This window comes from Cellulophaga baltica, assembly GCF_018861125.1.
GTDB lineage: Bacteria > Bacteroidota > Bacteroidia > Flavobacteriales > Flavobacteriaceae > Cellulophaga > Cellulophaga baltica_A.
This window is the reverse complement of record NZ_JAHKQN010000019.1, coordinates 1-18318: the sequence shown is the minus strand read 5'-3', so window position 1 is coordinate 18318 and position 18318 is coordinate 1. Positions and strand designations below refer to the sequence as shown.

The 18318-nt window shown below is 32.6% G+C and carries 18 protein-coding genes and 1 pseudogene; 5 read left to right on the top strand and 14 right to left on the bottom strand.

What is annotated here, in order from left to right:
• Positions 1-114 precede the first annotated feature (114 nt).
• Genes KO500_RS09305 through KO500_RS09295 form a run of 3 tightly spaced genes read left to right on the top strand, consistent with a single transcriptional unit; the run spans position 115 to position 3357 of the window.
• Positions 115-1353, top strand: a complete 1239-nt coding sequence (locus KO500_RS09305) for a M20 family metallo-hydrolase (RefSeq protein WP_215956268.1) — start codon at positions 115-117, stop codon at positions 1351-1353.
• Positions 1354-1363: 10 nt separating this feature from the next.
• Positions 1364-2125, top strand: a complete 762-nt coding sequence (gene allE, locus KO500_RS09300) for a (S)-ureidoglycine aminohydrolase (protein WP_215956267.1) — start codon at positions 1364-1366, stop codon at positions 2123-2125.
• 8 nt (positions 2126-2133) lie between these two features.
• Positions 2134-3357 carry a M20 family metallo-hydrolase gene (locus KO500_RS09295; RefSeq protein WP_215956266.1) on the top strand — a complete coding sequence of 408 codons (1224 nt, stop codon included), beginning with the start codon at positions 2134-2136 and terminating at the stop codon, positions 3355-3357.
• Between the two features lie 79 nt (positions 3358-3436).
• Here KO500_RS09295 and KO500_RS09290 read toward each other — a convergent pair whose 3' ends face one another.
• The 13 genes from KO500_RS09290 to KO500_RS17555 all read right to left on the bottom strand — a co-directional run bounded on the left by KO500_RS09290 (position 3437) and on the right by KO500_RS17555 (position 16327).
• Positions 3437-4549 carry a pyridoxal-phosphate-dependent aminotransferase family protein gene (locus tag KO500_RS09290; RefSeq protein ID WP_215956265.1) on the bottom strand — a complete coding sequence of 371 codons (1113 nt, stop codon included), beginning with the start codon at positions 4547-4549 and terminating at the stop codon, positions 3437-3439.
• A 37-nt stretch (positions 4550-4586) separates the two neighbouring features.
• On the bottom strand, positions 4587-5366 hold the full coding sequence (xdhC, locus tag KO500_RS09285) for a xanthine dehydrogenase accessory protein XdhC (RefSeq protein ID WP_215956264.1): 780 nt from the start codon (positions 5364-5366) through the stop codon (positions 4587-4589).
• A gap of 19 nt (positions 5367-5385) precedes the next feature.
• A complete protein-coding gene (gene uraD, locus KO500_RS09280) occupies positions 5386-6255 on the bottom strand; it encodes a 2-oxo-4-hydroxy-4-carboxy-5-ureidoimidazoline decarboxylase (RefSeq protein ID WP_215956263.1) in 870 nt (289 codons plus the stop codon).
• Positions 6256-6258: 3 nt separating this feature from the next.
• Complete coding sequence (locus tag KO500_RS09275) at positions 6259-7668, bottom strand: urate hydroxylase PuuD (RefSeq protein WP_215956262.1); 1410 nt, start codon at positions 7666-7668, stop codon at positions 6259-6261.
• Between the two features lie 12 nt (positions 7669-7680).
• Complete coding sequence (allB, locus tag KO500_RS09270) at positions 7681-9042, bottom strand: allantoinase AllB (protein ID WP_215956261.1); 1362 nt, start codon at positions 9040-9042, stop codon at positions 7681-7683.
• A 5-nt stretch (positions 9043-9047) separates the two neighbouring features.
• Complete coding sequence (locus tag KO500_RS09265; protein ID WP_215956260.1) at positions 9048-11351, bottom strand: xanthine dehydrogenase molybdopterin binding subunit; 2304 nt, start codon at positions 11349-11351, stop codon at positions 9048-9050.
• Complete coding sequence (locus KO500_RS09260) at positions 11341-12756, bottom strand: FAD binding domain-containing protein (RefSeq protein WP_252732468.1); 1416 nt, start codon at positions 12754-12756, stop codon at positions 11341-11343. The genes KO500_RS09265 and KO500_RS09260 overlap by 11 nt, the downstream gene beginning before the upstream one ends.
• Positions 12757-13361: 605 nt before the next feature.
• Complete coding sequence (locus KO500_RS09255) at positions 13362-13691, bottom strand: hypothetical protein (RefSeq protein WP_215956259.1); 330 nt, start codon at positions 13689-13691, stop codon at positions 13362-13364.
• A 298-nt stretch (positions 13692-13989) separates the two neighbouring features.
• Positions 13990-14199 (bottom strand): hypothetical protein, encoded by a 210-nt coding sequence (locus KO500_RS09250; RefSeq protein ID WP_215956258.1) that lies wholly within the window; start codon positions 14197-14199, stop codon positions 13990-13992.
• The gene (locus tag KO500_RS09245; protein WP_252732467.1) at positions 14196-14534 is read right to left on the bottom strand and encodes a rhodanese-like domain-containing protein; all 339 of its coding nucleotides are present in this window, start codon (positions 14532-14534) and stop codon (positions 14196-14198) included. The genes KO500_RS09250 and KO500_RS09245 overlap by 4 nt, the downstream gene beginning before the upstream one ends.
• 41 nt (positions 14535-14575) lie before the next feature.
• Positions 14576-14878: a DUF3817 domain-containing protein gene (locus KO500_RS09240; protein ID WP_215956256.1), complete on the bottom strand. Its 303-nt coding sequence runs from the start codon at positions 14876-14878 to the stop codon at positions 14576-14578.
• The gene (locus tag KO500_RS09235; protein WP_215956255.1) at positions 14879-15343 is read right to left on the bottom strand and encodes a hypothetical protein; all 465 of its coding nucleotides are present in this window, start codon (positions 15341-15343) and stop codon (positions 14879-14881) included. It abuts the gene before it with no gap.
• Positions 15344-15412: 69 nt separating this feature from the next.
• Positions 15413-16327, bottom strand: a complete 915-nt coding sequence (locus tag KO500_RS17555) for a helix-turn-helix domain-containing protein (protein WP_215956254.1) — start codon at positions 16325-16327, stop codon at positions 15413-15415.
• Positions 16328-16458: 131 nt separating this feature from the next.
• Here KO500_RS17555 and KO500_RS17610 point away from each other — a divergent pair.
• Positions 16459-16566: pseudogene (locus tag KO500_RS17610) on the top strand (IS110 family transposase); the annotation flags it as partial.
• A 121-nt stretch (positions 16567-16687) separates the two neighbouring features.
• Here KO500_RS17610 and KO500_RS09225 read toward each other — a convergent pair.
• The gene (locus KO500_RS09225) at positions 16688-17590 is read right to left on the bottom strand and encodes a LysR family transcriptional regulator (protein ID WP_215956253.1); all 903 of its coding nucleotides are present in this window, start codon (positions 17588-17590) and stop codon (positions 16688-16690) included.
• Positions 17591-17683: 93 nt separating this feature from the next.
• Between KO500_RS09225 and KO500_RS09220 the strand changes: the two genes are divergently transcribed.
• Entirely contained in the window at positions 17684-18280 is a 597-nt protein-coding gene (locus tag KO500_RS09220; RefSeq protein ID WP_215956252.1) for an NAD(P)H-dependent oxidoreductase, read from the top strand.
• Positions 18281-18318 lie beyond the last annotated feature (38 nt).

The following is an 18318-nucleotide window of genomic DNA, read 5'->3' as shown; positions in this document are numbered from 1 at the left end:
TTTTTTATTATTCATAATAATTGCACAATCGCTTGTTCAAATATTGAATTTCAGCTATATTGCATACTGCGCTAGCCTCAACAACACTGATGCTTTGTACTCCAAAAACATATAATGAGATTTAGAACTGAAAGAATAATTGAACGTTTAAATACACTTGCAAGCATAAGTGATAGCGAAAATTGCATTGATAGAGTTTATGGAACCGAAGCACATACGATATCAGGAAATGTACTTATTACTTGGATGCAAGAAGCTGGACTTAAAGCATACCGCGATACTATTGGTAATATAAAAGGAGAACTTACCTCATCAAAAAAAGGTGCAAAACATTTTATCATCGGTTCGCATTACGATACTGTTTTTGATGCTGGTAAATATGACGGACCATTAGGTATTCTTCTAGGTTTAGAAGTTGCCGAATATTTTTACGAAAACAATATTCCGCTACCCTTTCATTTAAACATTGTAGCATTTGCCGATGAAGAAGGTGCACGTTACAATACGGCTTATTTAGGAAGTTCTGCCATCGCAGGTTGTTTTGAACACGAATGGTTAGAACGCAAAGATGATTCTGGTATTTCATTAGCAGAAGTTCTAAAAAATAATGCCTGCGATAACAGTACTATTAATAACGATGCTTTTATAAAAGAAAACTGTTTGGGTTATTTTGAAGCGCATATTGAGCAAGGACCTGTTTTATGTAACGAAGATTTGCCTGTTTGCCTTGTTGATGGAATTGCTTCGCAAACAAGAATAAATGTAGCATGGTCTGGTGTTAGTGGTCATGCTGGCACATACCCTATGATGCATAGAAATGATGCTTTTTGCGCTTCGGCAGCATTTGCTTTAGAAGTAGAAAAAATAGGAAAAGACAATACCGATAAATTAGTTGCTACCATTGGTAAATTAAACCTATTCCCCAATACACCTAATGTAATCCCCGGAAAAGTAATTCACACCCTAGATATTAGAAGTAGTGATGATGATTTTTTAAAAGAGGTTTCTGAAATTTTAGAAGATAGAGCAACTGAAATAGCAAAAGAACGAAACATTGATTTGGTTTGGGATATAAAACAAACAAACCCATCTGTGCAGTGCGATGAAACTTTAAAAGAAGTATTACGTACAAGTATAAAAAATTCAGGCATAAAAAAAATAGTAGAATTGCCTAGTGGTGCAGGTCATGATGCTGTAATGGTATCAAAAATAGCACCAGTGTCTATGTTGTTTATTCGGTGTAAAGAAGGTATCAGCCACAATCCATTAGAATACGCAAGTCCTGAAGATATAGAGAAATCACTTGAAGTATGTGATAACTTTATCTTAGAATTAAAAAAACAATACGATTAATTATTAAAATATGAACGATATAAAACTTACAGCAATATCAACTACTGTATTTGAAAGAGACCATGCCGTATTAACGGGTGATGGTTTTGTAAACAGTGTGTACCCTGGTTGGACAAATTGTACTGTAAATGTAGTTATCAATGAAGCTATGGGAGCAAAATTTTGCCAGCTTTTAGTAACTCCTGAACAAACCGCAATTCTTAAAGGAAAAAATATAGCAACACAAATATTCTTTTATGTTGTTGAAGGTACCGCCACAGTAACTATTGACGGAGCTAAAACAGCACTTACAAAAGGTTCTTATGTGTATATTCCGGTTGGAAAAGAATATGTATTTGACAGTTTTGGAGAAAACACACAACTGCTTACGTTTCATAAAAAATTTGAAGCTTTAGATGGTTATGAAATACCTAGCGTAGTTATCGGAAATGAAGCTGATATACCTCAAAATATCTACTGTGATGATCCTGATTTATTAATGCAGAATTTATTACCCGATAGCACAGATATGGCTTTTGATATGGCGATAAATATTTTTACGTATAATCCTGGTGCAAATCTTCCATTTGTTGAAACTCATATTATGGAGCATGGATTAATGTACTTACAAGGACAAGGTGTTTATAGGCTAGCCGATAAATGGTACCCAATTAAAAAAGGAGATAGTATTTGGATGGCACCTTATTGTCCGCAATGGTTTGGTGCTTTGGGTAAAGAGCCTGCCGTATATATCTACTATAAAAATGTAAACAGATTTCCTATTCAACCTTAAAACTAACTATGCAAAAAATACATAAAGAACTTGAAAAATTAGCAAGTATTTCTGCTTGTCCTACCCCATCAGTTACCCGAATTGTTTTTTCTGAACAAGATGCAAAAGCTAGAGAATACTTTATTGGCCTATGTACCGATATCGGATTAAAAGTGAGAACTGATGCCGTAGGAAATACATTTTGCCGTTGGGAAGGTAAAAACAAAGATTTACCTGCAATTGGTACAGGATCTCATATTGATGCTATACCAGAATCTGGTATGTATGATGGTACCGTTGGTGTTTTTGGAGGATTAGAAGCTATCCGTTATTTAATGGAAATGGGTTATGAACCTGAACGTTCTATTGAAGTTTTAATGTTTACTTCAGAAGAACCAACACGTTTTGGAATAGGTTGTTTAGGAAGTAGAATGCTTTGTGGACAACTATCTCCTGAAGAAGCTTTAAAATTTAAAGATTTTGATGGTCGAGGACTTGCTGAATTATTAGAGCGTTTTGATTTTGATGGCACTTTGGATGAAGTAAAAATGGGGAATGATTATTATGATGCTTTTGTAGAGTTTCATATTGAGCAAGGTCCTATTTTAGAAAAAGAAGGTTTAGATATTGGTATTGTAACTAAAATTGCAGCACCAAGTTCACTTCGTGTTTCGTTAATCGGGCAAGGTGGTCACGCTGGTGCAGTTTTAATGGACAAAAGAAGAGATGCTGGTTGTGCCGCTGCTGAAATTTCATTAGCTGTTGAGCGTATTGCTAAAGAATCTACAAGCCCTGATACCGTAGCAACTACTGGTATTTTAGATATAAAACCTCGTGCTGTAAATAGTATACCCAAAGAAGCCTATTTAGAGATTGATTTAAGAGATACTGATCTTGAAGTTCGCGATAAAGCCCTGGAAGATTTAAAACAAGAAATTGAAGAAATTTGCAAACGTAGAAATATAGAAAGTACTGTAGAACTAATTAATAAAGATAGCCCTGCAATTTGTGAAACAAAACTTATAGATGCAGTTGAAGCTGCTACAAAAGAATTAGGATTAACTAGTAAAAAGATGATTAGTAGAGCATACCACGATTCTTTGTTTATGGCACAAGTTTGCCCTACAACTATGATATTCATTCCGTGTCGTGATGGAATTAGCCACCATGCTGATGAATACAGTACACCTGAGCAGATTGAAAAAGGAGTAAAAACACTTGCTCTGACTTTAAAAACTTTATCTTCAAAATAATTTAAGGGGAATTATTACAGATGAAAAAAGAGCGCCTAAATTGGCGCTCTTTTTAGTATAAACTATTTTGTAATGGCTACTATAAAATTTCTTTTAAAGCACCAACAAGCATATTTACATGGTTTTTAGTACAGCTTTCGCCCATAATACCAATTCTCCATATTTTACCAGCAAAATCTCCTAAACCACCACCAACTTCAATGTTATAGTCATTTAATAAAGTAGTTCTAATTTTAGCTTCATCTTCTATACCTTCTGGCAAGTACACAGAGTTTAAGTTTGGTAATCTATTAGCTTCATCAACTAAATATTTAAAACCTAAACTTTCTAATTCTGTCTTTAAATATTGATGTACTGTTTGGTGACGTTCCCATCTATTTTCTAAGCCTTCTTCTAAAACAACATTTAACGCTTCATGCAATGCATAAACTGATGAAACTGGAGCTGTATGATGGTACGCTCTTTTAGCTCCTGCCCAGTAATTTTTAACCAAGTTCAAATCTAAGAACCAACTCTGTACTTTTGTTTTTCTGTTTTCAAGAACTTTCACTGCTCTAGGCGAAAAACTTACAGGAGATAAGCCTGGAGGTGCACTTAAGTTTTTCTGTGTACCACTATAAATAGCATCAATTCCCCATTCATCAACTTTTAATGGTACACCACACCATGAGGTAACAGCATCAACCACTAAAAGAGAATCTGCATCATGTATTAGATCACTAATTTCCTTCATTGGCTGCAAAGCTCCTGTTGAAGTTTCTGCATGTACAAGGGCAACTAATTTTGGTTTTGGACATGTTTTTAAAGCTTCTTTTATTTGCTCTGGTGTTGTCACTTCTCCCCAAGGAGTGGTAACTTTATGAACTGTTGCGCCACAACGTTCTGCTATATCAACCATTCTACCACCAAAAACCCCATTCACACAAATAATACACTCATCACCTGGCTCTAAAAGGTTAACCAAACAAGTTTCCATCCCTGCACTTCCTGGAGCAGAAACCACAAAAGTTAATTCGCTTTTAGTCAAAAAAGTCTGCTGTACCATATCCTTAACTTCGTCCATCATTTGAACAAACTGCGGATCTAAATGCCCAATTAATGGTGTCGCCATTGCTTTTAGTACTCTTGGGTGTGCATCAGAAGGTCCAGGACCCATTAAAACTCTTTTCTGCGGATTAAATGTATAACTCATATTCTTCTCTATTTAATATCTATTTTTTTATTCTATTTTATTTATTCGTATCGCTATAATGAACCTGTAAAAGTTCTGCAACTACACTTATAGCAATCTCTTTGGGAGTACTACCTCCTATTTTTAACCCAATTGGGCAAACTACATTCTTCATTCCTTCAGCAATTTCCATTTCATTAATTAGCATATTGTTAAAACGAACTGCTTTTGTTTTACTACCTATCAACCCTAAATATTTTGTTTTTTTAGGAATAGCCATTGCTATAATATCAAAATCAATAGTGTGATCATGTGTTAATACCAAAACATAACAATTATCACCCCAGCGCACTACATCAGAAAATGTTTTAAAATCTTCTACTTGCACTTCTTTTGTTTTTACTTCTGGAGCTAAAGCTAATTTAGCAAACCAATCTTTACGAGAGTCTATTAAATTTACTTGAAAAGGCGTGCCTACCAAAAGGTTGCTTATCTCTACTCCAATATGTCCTGCTCCAAATAAAAAAAGCTCTGGTAATTTATTCATAGGCTCTATTAATAATTCAACTTTACCGCCACAACATTGTTCATATTCCGGGCCTAAAATATATTCTACTACTTCAGTTTGATTAGCAAATAAAACATCTAAAGCCTTATCAATGACCTGAAATTCCATTTTACCACCACCAACAGTACCATGCACTTTATCAGCATTTACTACAATCATTCGTGAACCCACAACACAAGGTGCAGAACCTAATACTTTTGTCACCGTGACCAAAGTTACGGGTTCGTACTTCTGTTTGTATTCTTGTAATATATGAATCCAATCAAACATATTTCTCCTTCCCTACGCTTTAACTTCCTTTATATGTTGAAAACCCAAACGGACTAATCAATAACGGAATGTGATAATGTCCAGCATCGGTCACCATAAATTTTATAGTAGCATCAGGATAAAAAACAGTCTGTTCTTGAGCTTCATGATAAAATTTAGTGTCAAATTCCATCTCATAAGTACCAACAGCTAACATTCTTCCCGGAGGCAATAAATCGGCAACTCTACCGTCTGAATTTGTTAAACCAATACTTACTAATGTTTTAGTATTCCCCTCAATAATTCGCAACGCTACTGGCATCGCCTTTGCAGGTACTCCTTTTGTTGTATCTAATGCATGAGTAGTTATATGACTTTTCAAATTTTGATCTGCATTAACCTCTGTAATTAATTTTTTCAAACGAATTACTGTGATTTTATGCTGTTCGTTCATGGCTATTTGCAACTCCTCTTTTTCAGAATTTAAAAGTCGTTTATGTAAAATAGTCAACATTTCTTTTGCTGATTTACCACTTGCACTTACTATAAAAATGTACCCGAATTTCTCTAAATACGCATCATTTCCTTTCGCTAAATCGTGCAAGGTTTTATCGTCTGCATCATCTACTTTTGATTGTTCATTGTTAGCCCAATCTTTTGTATTGCTAAATTTTTGCTTTAAACTAGTTACATCTCCAATTTTTGGATGCCCCGAAAAGGCTTCTTTATAGTCTTCAGCAGTACATTTAGTATACCAAATAGTAGCTGCTTTTTCAATCAAATCTGAACTTGAAGTAAAAGGTCTTGAAGCCGCCATTTCAGAAATCCATGTTTTAGAAACACAACATTTCTCTAAATGCATTGCCACTTCAATAGCTGTATTTGAATTTAATTCTTCTAATGTCATCATAAATCAATTATTTTGAGCGCCTTGTATCATCCAACAATTAATCATATCACGCTCTTCAGGAGTCATTCCGGTTTGATTGTTATTAAACGGCATGTTTTTGCTCAACACTGCTCTTTGGTATATTTTATCTTTTAGATTATATATCTGTTCTGGTGTATCATATGTAACCCCATTTGGCGCAACTTTCCAAACCTCATCTGTTGGTGTTTTTGAGTGACAAACTATGCATCTATTTTGTATAATACCGACAACTTCTGTAAATGTTACCGCTTCGGCACAATTTTCATATTTTGGAGGCTGTGGAGCTGTAAAAAAGGCTACCGTTAATAAAACTACCACTGCAACAGGCATAATCCAAACCGACAACTGCCCTTTTTCTCTTAAATTTAAATAGTGTTTTATACCTGCACTACCAACAGTAATAGCGATAAGCACTGCCCACTCATATTCATTCCCAAAAGTACTTGGGAAGTGATTACTAATCATCACAAACAAAACAGGTAATGTAAAGTAGTTATTAGTGTAGGAACGCATCATGGCTGCCTGCCCATCTTTAGGATTTGGTAACTCCCCTTTTTTAGCCGCATTTACCATACGTTTTTGCCCAGGAATAATCACGAAGAATACATTCGCAGCCATTAAAGTTCCTAAAAAAGCACCAAAGTGAATGTATGCCGCACGGCCACTAAATACTTGGCAATAAAACCATGCAAATGAAAAAACCAAAACTGTAATAGCAATAGTAAAGACCAATTTATTTTTGGCTAGATGTTTACAGATTTGATCGTATAATACCCAACCTACAATTAATGATGCTATGCTAATAGCGATAGCCGTCACAGGCTCAATATCTAAAACCTCAGGATCGATAAGAATAGAATTTGCATTAAAATAATACACCACCATTAGCAAACAAAAACCTGATAACCACGTAAAATATGCTTCGTATTTAAACCAATGTAAATCTTTAGGAATTGTTTTTGGTGCTAGTTTATATTTTTCTAAATAATAAAACCCACCACCGTGTACAGCCCATAAATTACCTGCTAATTCATCACGCACATTTTCTGTTCTATTAAGTGCATTTTCAAGAAAAACAAAATAAAAAGATGCTCCAATCCATGCAATACCAAAGGTTATATGTATCCAACGTACAGTTAGGTTCAGCCATTCCATAAAATGACCTTCGTAGATAGTCCCCTTTAAAAAAAGATACACAACACCAATACCACAAAGTGCGGCAAAAACTAAAAGTACATAAAACCAATTTTGTGATTTTTGTAAAGATGCCACTTTAGCTTCGTTATCTTCTTTTTTATACTGCTCTACTAAACTTCTTAATTTGTAGGTACCTGATACTATTACGACAAAAAGAAAAAGCCAGCAAAAAAGTATTAAATATTTCATCATCATATTTTGCTTGGTTTAGTTATGGTTATACGGTTTCTTGTTATTTCTTTCCAATAATTCTCCTTTGTTTGTTGCTATAATTTCCGATTCTGAAAATACAAGATTTCCGTTTACAAAAGTAGCTTTTACTACACCTTTTAATTTATGATTTAAATATGGCGTTGGCTTATGTCTGTGTTGTATTAGTTCTTCTTTTAATTCAAAAATTTCGTTATCGTCCCAAACTACAATATCGGCATCAAATCCTTCTTTTAAAAATCCCTTTTTATTTTCTAGACCCAAAAATTTGGCAGGATTTTCAGTAAGTAATGGAATTAACTTTTCTAAAGCAATCGCTTCTTTAAAACATTTAGTATTCATTACTGGCAGTGAAAATTGCAAGCCTGAAATACCACCCCAAGCTTTAAAAAAGTCACCTGATTCTAATTGTTTCACATCTGGTGGAGCTGGTGAATGATCCGACCCTATAAAATCTATCAATCCTGTTTGTATTCCTTTTAAAAGCAAAAGATTATTCTCTTTTCCTCTAATAGGCGGTGCACATTTATAAATAGGTGATGCATCTGGTATTTCTTCTGCATTAAAATATACGTAATGCGGACAAGTTTCTACCGTCAGTTTTCTGGTCTCTAATTTTCTTTGAATTAGTTTATCAATCGCATCCGAAGCTGATAAGTGTACTACGTGTACTTTTATATCAAACTCTTTTTGAACTTCTATCGCTAAGTCAATCGCATTCTGCTCCCAACGTTGCGGTCTTGAAGCTAAATATTCTTGATAACTTTTGGTATCTACAACCTCAGGAACATCAGTATCTTCTAACTCACAATGCAACAATAAAGGAACATCATACTTTTTTAATATCGGAGCAATAGTACTCAAAACTTTTTTATCAACTTTTGGGAATTCATCAATACCAGAATGAGACAAAAACCCTTTAATACCAAAGGCTCCGAACCTTAATAAATCTTCAATATCTTCTGTATTGTGTGGCACTATCCCTCCATAAAAACCACAGTTTACATGCAATTTACCTTTTGTAGCCACTTTCTTTTGTTTAAAAGCTGGTAATGTAGAGGTTACCGGACTTGCATTTAAAGGCATTTCAATTAATGTTGTAATACCACCAACTGCTGCCGCTTTTGTAGCACTATCAAAACCTTCCCATAACGTACGGCCAGGTTCATTAATATGTACATGTGCATCAATAATACCAGGCATCATAATTTTATTGCCGTAAGATGTAAAAGTTACACTATCAAGACGCTTTTCGCCTTCAAAAATGCGTTCAATTCTATTTCCCTTAATATAAAGCGTAGCTTCTTTAAAGCTTCCGTTAAGAAAGCAACGTGTACTGTGAATAAAAAAATCTGACATGTAATTTACTTTTGATATAGTCCCATTAATACTTTTTCAGGAGTCATAGGCGCATGAAACCTCATTTTATACTTCGGGTTAAAAGCTCGTATCGCATTTTGAATGGCAAAATAAGCACCTATGCCATACATTAACGGTGGTTCGCCCACAGCTTTAGATTTTAAAACAGCCATATCATTACCTGGTGTTTCTAAAGGAATAACTTCAACTTCTTTTGGTACCGAATACACATCAGGTACTTTATACGTTGATAATGCATTTGATAACAACTTACCATTTGCTGCATACGAAATCTCTTCCATGGTCATCCAACCAATACCCTGAATAAGTCCGCCTTCAATCTGACCTAAATCAATACCTAAATTCATACTTTTCCCGAAATCGTGTATTATTTTAACGCTATCAAATTCATAAGTTCCTCGTAAACAATCTACTGTAGTGGTTACAATTGCAGTTCCGTATACGTGATACGCAAACGGATGCCCTTTTTCTTTTGTTTTATCAAAATGAATAACAGGTGTAGCGTAGTGTGCATTTTCTGTTAATGCGACGCGTAGCGCCATCGCTTTGAAAATTAAATGTTCCCAAGAAATGGTCGATTTTTGATCATTTATATACACCCATTCATCACGCAGTGAAACAGTTTTTATGTCTACTTTATATTCTTCTGCAACAATATTTTTTAAACGAAATAACAAACTATCACAAGCCATAAGTAATGCTTTTCCATTTAAATCGGCTGTTGCACTTGCTGCACTTGGTGACGTATTTGCGACACGAGTTGTATTGGTACTTTCTATTTTTACCCTATGGTTTTCAATAGAAAAAGAGTCTACAGCAATTTGTAATAATTTGGTGTTCACACCCTGCCCCATTTCAACCGCAGCAGTACTCACGCCAATACTACCATCTTGGTAAATATGCACTAATGCTCGTGCATGATTCATTTGCGTATTTGTAAAAGAAATTCCGAAAGTGATAGGCATTACAGCTACCCCTTTTTTAATATTGGCAGAATTCTCATTAAATACCGCTACTTCATTTTGTACTTTTTCAAGTTCAAACTTTTCTTTAGCAGTGTTCCAAGAATTTCGGATTTCTACTTTTTGAGCAATTTGCCCGTATGAAAATTCATCATTCTCTTTTAATAAATTTGCTTCTTGAATTGTGGTGTTCAAAACACCTAATTCTGATGCTACTCTTGCAATAGCTGACTCAATAACAAACATACCTTGTGGACCACCAAAACCTCTAAAAGCCGTATTAGGCGGTAAATTTGTTTTACAACTATATACGGTAGATTTTACATTCGGCACATAATAACTATTGGTTGCATGAAAAAGCGTACGCTCGGCAATGGCAGGCGATAAATCGGCCGCTGCACCTGAGTTTTGCAATAATTCAATTTCAAAAGCTTGAATTTTCAAATCTTTTGATAAACCAATTTTATAGGTTGTTTCATATGGATGTCTTTTACCTGTCATTCGCAAATCGTCATGACGATCAAGAATTAGTTTTACTGACTGGTTTAGAATTTGAGCAGCTAAAGCAGCCATTACCGCCCAAGGTGTAGCTTGATCTTCTTTACCCCCAAAACCACCACCTAAACGAGTAACATCAACTTCAATTTTATGCATTGGAATACCCAACACTCGTGCCGCTATTCGCTGTACTTGTGTAGGGCCTTGCGTTGAAGAAACAATTCTGAAATTTCCATTTTCTAAAGGTTCTACATAAGCACCTTGTGATTCAATATATAAATGTTCTTGTCCGTTTGAAAAAGTTTCGCCTTCAAAAACATACTCACAATTAGCAAAAGCCTCATTTACATTTCCTAAATTAAAAGATCTTGGTGCATTTATAAAACTCCCCTTTTCTTTAGCCTGTTTAGCTGTTGTTATTACGGGTAACTCTTCAAACTCTGCAATAATCAGTTTGCGTGCTTTTTTTGCAATACTAATAGATTCCGCAACTATTAAACCAATAGGTTGCCCCCAAAAATGTACTTCACCTTCAGCAAACAGAGGCTCGTCAGGAATAATACCACCAATTTGATTTTCACCCGTTACATCATCCGAAGTTAAAATACGAACCACACCATCTAAAGCTAATGCTTTAGAATAATCAACACTTTTAATTTTACCATGCGCACAATTAGAGTCAAAAACCACCGCATGCAATGTACCTTGACGCACATTTACATCATCTACATAAATAGACTCACCTCTAAGATGTGTGTATGAATCTATATTCTGCAAGCTTTTTTTTGTTTGCTTTGTGGGTTTTATTTTTTGGGTATTAGCTTTCATAGGCTAAACAATCTTTTAAATTTAATTTACTCGGGAAAAGTTCTATAAAATGTGCCATAAACAACTGCCTTGCTAATAAGCGTTTATAGTCTTCCGTTCCCCGCACATCAGATATAGGAGCAATTTCTTCTTGTAGTTTTTCCATTGCTACATTAACCATTACTACATCAACAGTTTTACCTACTAAGTATGCTGATGTTTGCTCTAAATATTTTGGTATTGGCGCCACACCACCCATTGCTACATGTGCATTACTAATTATACCATTAGCATCTGCTTGTATACGCATGGCGGAATTTACACTAGCAATATCTAAATAGCTACGTTTACATACTTTTTCAAAATTAAATTTGAAATCTGAAGCGGTATTAAAACTAATTGAAGTCACTAACTCCCCTTCTTGTAAATCGAATGTTTTATAGCCTTTATAAAAATCTTTAAGTAAAATTTCTCTAGTTCCTTTTTCATTTTGTAATGTAATGCTAGTATTTAAAGCCAGAAAGAAAATAGTCATATCACCAATGGGTGATGCATTCACAAAATTACCACCAAATGATGCCATATTTCGTATAGGCTCTGAAGAGACCAATGCCATATGCTTTTTTAAATTGGGAAATAATTCTTGAATTATAGTATGCGATGCAAATTCGGTTACTGTTGTATTGGCTCCGATTACAATTTTATCATCAGAAGCAATAATGCCTTTTAAACCAATATGATCACTGACCAAATTGATCTGCTCATCAATTAAACTATCGGCACGTTGTACATACATATCTGTACCACCAGAAACTACAAATGAGTTTGCCTCACTTTCTTGCTTTACAGGTATTTTCTTAATTTTATCAGGGATTGTTAAAAAGTATTCAGGAATAAAACTATTTGCTACCAACCATGCCATTTTATTATCAAGCTCTAAAGCCTCTAATTTAGTTGCAATATCAGTTGCGGCACGTTGAATAGATTTATACCCTGTGCAACGACATATATTACCACTAATAGCGGCCATAATATTCTCGTTTGTATTCTCTTTACCAGAAAATGTAAAGCCTGTAAGTGATAATACAAAACCAGGTGTACAAAAACCGCATTGTGTTGCATAATTAAGCTTCATAGCTTCTTGAGCGACATTCAATTCATTTTTCAGGTTAATACCTTCAATAGTTACAATATGCTTGCCATGGGCATTACCTAAAGGTGAAATACATGAAGTGATACTTTGGTACTCTAAAACGCCATTGGCATTCATAGTGCCCACCAAAGCTGTACAAGCCGCACAATCACCCTCTCTACAGCCAATTTTTGTACCTGTTAATCTTTTTTCATACCTAATAAAATCAAGTAAGGTCATACCCGATTTTGCATCGGTACGAATATGCCTCTCGTTTAAAATGAATTCAATCATATAATTAATCTGCTAATGCCTATTTGGAAGTATAAACTGTAGTTCAACTAAAGGTTTTTAGTTAAAACGTTCTTGCAAAATAGGAAAAAAAGTAATTGGTTCAAAATAATGTTTACTAAGCTTGATGTTAAATATAGCGTAGTGTACAAACGATTGTGCAAATTTAAATAGTAAATGCTTTATTCATTTAATTGAAAACTAAAAAGTTGACTACTTTACACACTAAAGCCAATAATTATTAAATTATAATAATTAAGCTGTTATATATATATATTATGTTAATAGTTGTTATTAAAAATGAATTTATTTAAAAATCATAACTTTTTGAAGTTGTTTTTGTGAGAATAATTGGGTTTAAAAATGGTTTGATTTTGTGATTTAACTAGTCAAAGGATAACCAAAAAATACTTTTGTAAAAAAATTAATATTTTTTTTAAATGAGCGCTTTTGTGAGGTTTTGTAACTGTAAAATTGGCAATATATTTTTAACAAGAGTTATATTTTCGTTTTAGTGAATAAAAAAGCTTAAACCAAAGTTTAAGCCCGCTATAATAGTATCTAAATTTAAAGAATATTTTGTTTGTTTTTTACTTCAGTTTTTTTTGTTAGCAACTAGCTTTGTAATCAATCCTCTTTTTTAAATCAATTATTTCGTTTTCTAAATCAGACTTCGTTCTTAATTTCCATTCTCTACTTTTCTTCTCCGCTTTTGATTTAGATTTATTTTCATTTGGTGACAATGGTTCAGGTGATCTAGTTGCAAAAACATTATATTCTTGTCTTTTAAAACTCCGAGTTATTCCACAAACAGTTATTTCAATCAAATTGTCAGAGTTGTAATTTGCATAAATTAACCATTTTCCTTTTTCGTCAATTATAAGACCACATAGTTCATCATAAATTCCGTTGTAAATTTTTTCCGATTTCGTCTCCACTAAAAGATTCAATAACTTTTATTTCAAAAGAATTTTTTTCAGCATCGATTTTTATAACTTCTCCTATGAAAATACATTCTGTATTTTCAAATTCCCTGTCCTGAACTGCTTTCAAACTTTTTGGCACTTTACAATCACAAGCAAAAAATTTACTAGTAAACAGAAAAGTCAGAAATAATAATAATATTAAAATTTGTTTCCTCATAGTTTCTTCAACTGTTCGTAAAGAGACATAGTTTACACAAGTTAATAATAAATTATAGGCTTGTGCAACGGTTAACGTTGATAAACTCGGGCTTTATTCTAATTCCTCACAATTAAAATCAAATACTTTAAATAAGAAGATAATTAAATCAGGCATACTTTCATTAATCTCAATTCTGAAAATATTATCACAATCCTCAAGGTCAAAACTCCATTTTGAAAACGGAAAAAGTTTTTCAATATATGGTTTTAACTCCTGAATTTCTATTTCAGTATTTACAGAGGTTTTAAATACATAAATCATTCTTTCAAACTATATTTTTCAATTATGGTCTCTAAGTCAGACATTGTTCCTCCATTGAAAACCTTTTTGAAGCCTTTATCTTTTAAAATGTTTTTCACTTTTATACTCCGTAATCCGTGTGAGCAATATGTAACATAAGTTTTAGTTAAATCTAATTCAATATAACGTTCTCTAATTGTCCCTAAAGAAATATTTACAGAACCTTCAATATGACATTTTTTATATTCACTATCTGTTCGTACATCAAGTATAGTGGCTCCACTTATAATCTTTTTTCTTAAACGTTTATCTATTATTTTATAACGATAAATTTTATTGAAGGTGAAAAATAGCATTAAGACAGCAATAATAACACTGATTATTATATAACCAGTTTTCATAATTTGCTTAAAAATTTATAGTCTATATAAAAAGTGCCAAACGGTATGATACATGCGATTAATACTTTCCATGTTGCTGTTTTGAATCTCCAATTAAATTCTGCACCTACACTTATGGTGTTAAAAATGAATAGTAAGAATAATAAACCATGAATAGGACCTAAAATTGAAGATATTGTAGTTACTCCATAAATGTATTTGAGAGGCATTGACACAAAAACTAGAATCAATAAGGAAAACCCTTCTAAAAATGCTAGTATACGTAATCTTCCTAAACTTGAATTGAAAAGCTGTTTCATTTAAAATGTTCTTAAAAGTGGTCTATTAGCCAATGGTGAAAACGGCCAAGGAATTGCTATAAAAATTATTGTTATTCCAATTGAAAAATAAATCAACATAGTTTTAAATTTTTCTAGATCTGTTTTCTTTCGTTTTGCCTTTGCTGACCCTATAGTAATAATAACTATTGCTGAAACCATAAGGATAAAATGAAACAGACCAAAAAATGTCAAATCCCAATTATTGATTAAGTTTTTAAAATCGGAAAAGTAATATTTAACAATAGGACTTTTTATATATACAAGCATACCAATAATGAGCTGAATATGCGCTATTGTAGCTGTCCAATGACGTACTTTGTTATCAATATTGGTGAAGGCCGACTGAGTATTAAACCCTTTGTAAGCTCTAAAGATTGCATAGCACAATGATAGTAATACAAACCACCTGAGTATTGAATGTAATATGAGAACAGTAGAATACATAACCTTTTATTTTGTCCGTGCAAAGGTCTGTATTATAACGATTTTTGAGTAGAAATATTTATTCCGTTATTAGGACTTTTCAATCAATCCTCTAAATTCTTTAGGTGAAACCCCTTCACGTTTCTTAAAAAACCGTGTAAAATATGATACATCCAAATACCCCATTTCATAAGATATTTCGCTAATTGATAAGTTGGACTGGTAGAGAAGATATTTAATTTCAATGAGTTTAATCTCGTCAATAATTTCAGTTGCAGATTTTGAAGTATTTACTCGTACTGATTTGTTTAAGTGGTTAGGACTTATGTTCATCAACTTGGCAAAGTCAGCTACTTTTAAATTATCTTTTGCCTTTTTATTTGCTAATATTTTAAATTGAGTAGTAATGCGATAAGACGCATTCTGCCTATTTTGATTTTTCAATCCATACAAGATTTTTAATTCTGTTAATAAGGTATAAAGGTAAGCATGAACAATATCTGGATTAGGTTTTTCATCACTTTTAAATTCAGTAACTAACCTTTCAAATACATTAAGAATTGCATGCTTTGAATCTTGATTAATTTGAATAATTGGATGATTACCATTGTTTAAAAAATGAAAATCTGACACCAAAGAACGATTACCAAATTCTCTAACAAGTATCTCTGGGTGAAAATGACAAGTATATCCTTTAACATTTTTAGAAATATCTTCTGTTGAAAATACTGCACCTGCTTGTATTACTAAAATATTGTTGGGTGTAATTGTGTATTCTCTAAATCCTATTTTAGTTCTATATGAGCCTTCAGTAACAAAAATAAGCGTGTGACTTTCTTCCCTTGAAGGAAGTATTGGTTTAAAAACTCTTTCAATTAATTCTTCAATTTTTAGACAAAAGAAATCTTCAATATTCTTTTCAAAAAGCTTATTAAGTTCAGGACTAGCGTTGAAATATTCTTTTCGGAAACCCTCAGAGTTATATGTTTTTATTTCAGAATTCACATTTTCTATTTAGTGAGATGTTTCTCTAGCTTATGGGTAACGGCAGTTTGTCTAATAATCTACTGCAATTTTATATATGTGTACTAAAATACATTTTTTTGAATTAGTTGAGTGCGATTATTCAAGAATAACTAGCTTTAATAGCAGTAGCTAATAACTTATTAAAACAGTGTTTTGCTATTGCAAAATCTAAAAGGCCGTATGATGAAACCTATGTTTCTGTTTTAAAGCTTAAGTAAAATTTAAATAAAAAAACAAGCATAAAAAAAGCTTAAACCAAAGTTTAAGCCTAGAATAATAATATCTAAATTTAACGAAGATTTTGTTTGTTTTTTACCTCAGTTCTTTGTTGTGGTGCGTTTATTTCATTTTTGATGTAAATATATTCTTAATTGTATCTAATTCTTTTTTGTATTTTAAATCCGTTCTTGATGCAAAATATAAGGTGTTTTCCGTTTTTACTTTTCCTTCCCAAACTAAATTTATTTCGTTTCTTAAAATTTGTTCTTGGCATAAAAAATCTGGAACTAATGCAAGTCCGTTTCCATTGTTTAAACATCTTATTATAGAAGTAATATTTGGTAAAATATAGTTTGGTTTAAAAGCGGGTTTCTTCTTGAAATTTTCAAACCAAAAACGTCTAAAATGTTCCATTTCGTTTGATGAACTATACCAAACATTTTGAAGGAGTTCTTCTTCTAATTGACTTAGATTTTTTGATTTAATGTGTTTTTGTATTTTAGTTACATTGGTTTTATTTCCTGCTATTAAAACGATTCTTTCTTTTGAAAAAGGAATATACTCAACTAATGATTTTTTTTCATTCTGTTTTTTAGGTGTTATTACTAAATCTAAAATTCCATTATTTAGATCTTTTATTAAATCTGTATGTGCTCCAAATCGAGCTACTAGGTCAAAGTCTAGTTTTGGGATTTCTGGTTCAATAATAAGTTGAAACATTTCAGAGCACATTCCTATATTTAAAGATGGATTTTTTTCTTGCGTTGTTTTTTTAAAATGCTGTTCTGCTATTTCAAGTTTTTTTAAAGATTCAATTATATATTCATATAAAAACTTTCCATCTTCTGTTGGAATCATTTTTCTCGAAGTACGTTCAAATAGTTTTTTGCCAACATAGGCTTCCAGAGCATTTAAATGTACACTAACTCCAGGTTGAGAAGCATATAAAGCAATAGAAGCTTTGGTTAAAGTTCCGTTTTCATATATTTCTTTAAATGTTCTGTACCATTCTAAATTCACCATAGCTATTAAAAATTTAATACAAATGTATGATTTGTATTATTTTTACAATAACAAACATTGCTTTAGTTTTGCCCCATATAAAATAAGAGACAAATGAAAAACATATTTATAATTAATGGAAGTCATCCATTTGCACATTCTGGTGGAAGATTTAACGAAACACTTTTTAATAACACTATTTCATATTTTGATTCACGTGAGGGTTTTGAAGTGAAATTTACTCAAGTAGGTGAAAATTATAATGTGAAAGAAGAAGTTGAAAAATTTAAGTGGGCTGATATAGTGATTTATCATACTCCAATTTGGTGGTTTCAAATACCGTTTGGATTCAAAAAATATATAGATGAAGTCTTTACGGAAGGTCATCAAAATGGAATTTATGCAAGTGATGGAAGAAGTAGAAAAAATCCAAACATCAATTACGGAACAGGTGGTTTAATGCACGGGAAAAAATATATATTGACTACAAGTTGGAATGCACCTAAAACCGCATTCACTTTAGAAAATGAATTTTTTAATCAAAAAAGTGTAGATGAAGGTGTTATGTTTGGGTTTCACAGAATGAATGCTTTTACAGGAATGGAATTATTAGCAACACATCATTTTCACGATATGGAGAAAAATGCAGATGTCCCTTTTGAGTTAAATAATTACGGAGTTTTTTTAAACGATTTGATGATTAATTTGTAGTTTATCTGGTTCGTTCCGAAAATGTCTTGTCCTGAAAT

Bases quoted from the DNA above. Each gene is read 5' to 3' on its own strand.
- KO500_RS09305 (WP_215956268.1), top strand. From the start codon at position 115: ATGAGATTTAGAACTGAAAGAATAATTGAACGTTTAAATACACTTGCA.
- allE (WP_215956267.1), top strand. From the start codon at position 1,364: ATGAACGATATAAAACTTACAGCAATATCAACTACTGTATTTGAAAGA.
- KO500_RS09295 (WP_215956266.1), top strand. From the start codon at position 2,134: ATGCAAAAAATACATAAAGAACTTGAAAAATTAGCAAGTATTTCTGCT.
- KO500_RS09290 (WP_215956265.1), bottom strand. From the start codon at position 4,549: ATGAGTTATACATTTAATCCGCAGAAAAGAGTTTTAATGGGTCCTGGA.
- xdhC (WP_215956264.1), bottom strand. From the start codon at position 5,366: ATGTTTGATTGGATTCATATATTACAAGAATACAAACAGAAGTACGAA.
- uraD (WP_215956263.1), bottom strand. From the start codon at position 6,255: ATGATGACATTAGAAGAATTAAATTCAAATACAGCTATTGAAGTGGCA.
- KO500_RS09275 (WP_215956262.1), bottom strand. From the start codon at position 7,668: ATGATGATGAAATATTTAATACTTTTTTGCTGGCTTTTTCTTTTTGTC.
- allB (WP_215956261.1), bottom strand. From the start codon at position 9,042: ATGTCAGATTTTTTTATTCACAGTACACGTTGCTTTCTTAACGGAAGC.
- KO500_RS09265 (WP_215956260.1), bottom strand. From the start codon at position 11,351: ATGAAAGCTAATACCCAAAAAATAAAACCCACAAAGCAAACAAAAAAA.
- KO500_RS09260 (WP_252732468.1), bottom strand. From the start codon at position 12,756: ATGATTGAATTCATTTTAAACGAGAGGCATATTCGTACCGATGCAAAA.
- KO500_RS09250 (WP_215956258.1), bottom strand. From the start codon at position 14,199: ATGATTTATGTATTTAAAACCTCTGTAAATACTGAAATAGAAATTCAG.
- KO500_RS09245 (WP_252732467.1), bottom strand. From the start codon at position 14,534: ATGCTATTTTTCACCTTCAATAAAATTTATCGTTATAAAATAATAGAT.
- KO500_RS09240 (WP_215956256.1), bottom strand. From the start codon at position 14,878: ATGAAACAGCTTTTCAATTCAAGTTTAGGAAGATTACGTATACTAGCA.
- KO500_RS09235 (WP_215956255.1), bottom strand. From the start codon at position 15,343: ATGTATTCTACTGTTCTCATATTACATTCAATACTCAGGTGGTTTGTA.
- KO500_RS09225 (WP_215956253.1), bottom strand. From the start codon at position 17,590: ATGGTGAATTTAGAATGGTACAGAACATTTAAAGAAATATATGAAAAC.
- KO500_RS09220 (WP_215956252.1), top strand. From the start codon at position 17,684: ATGAAAAACATATTTATAATTAATGGAAGTCATCCATTTGCACATTCT.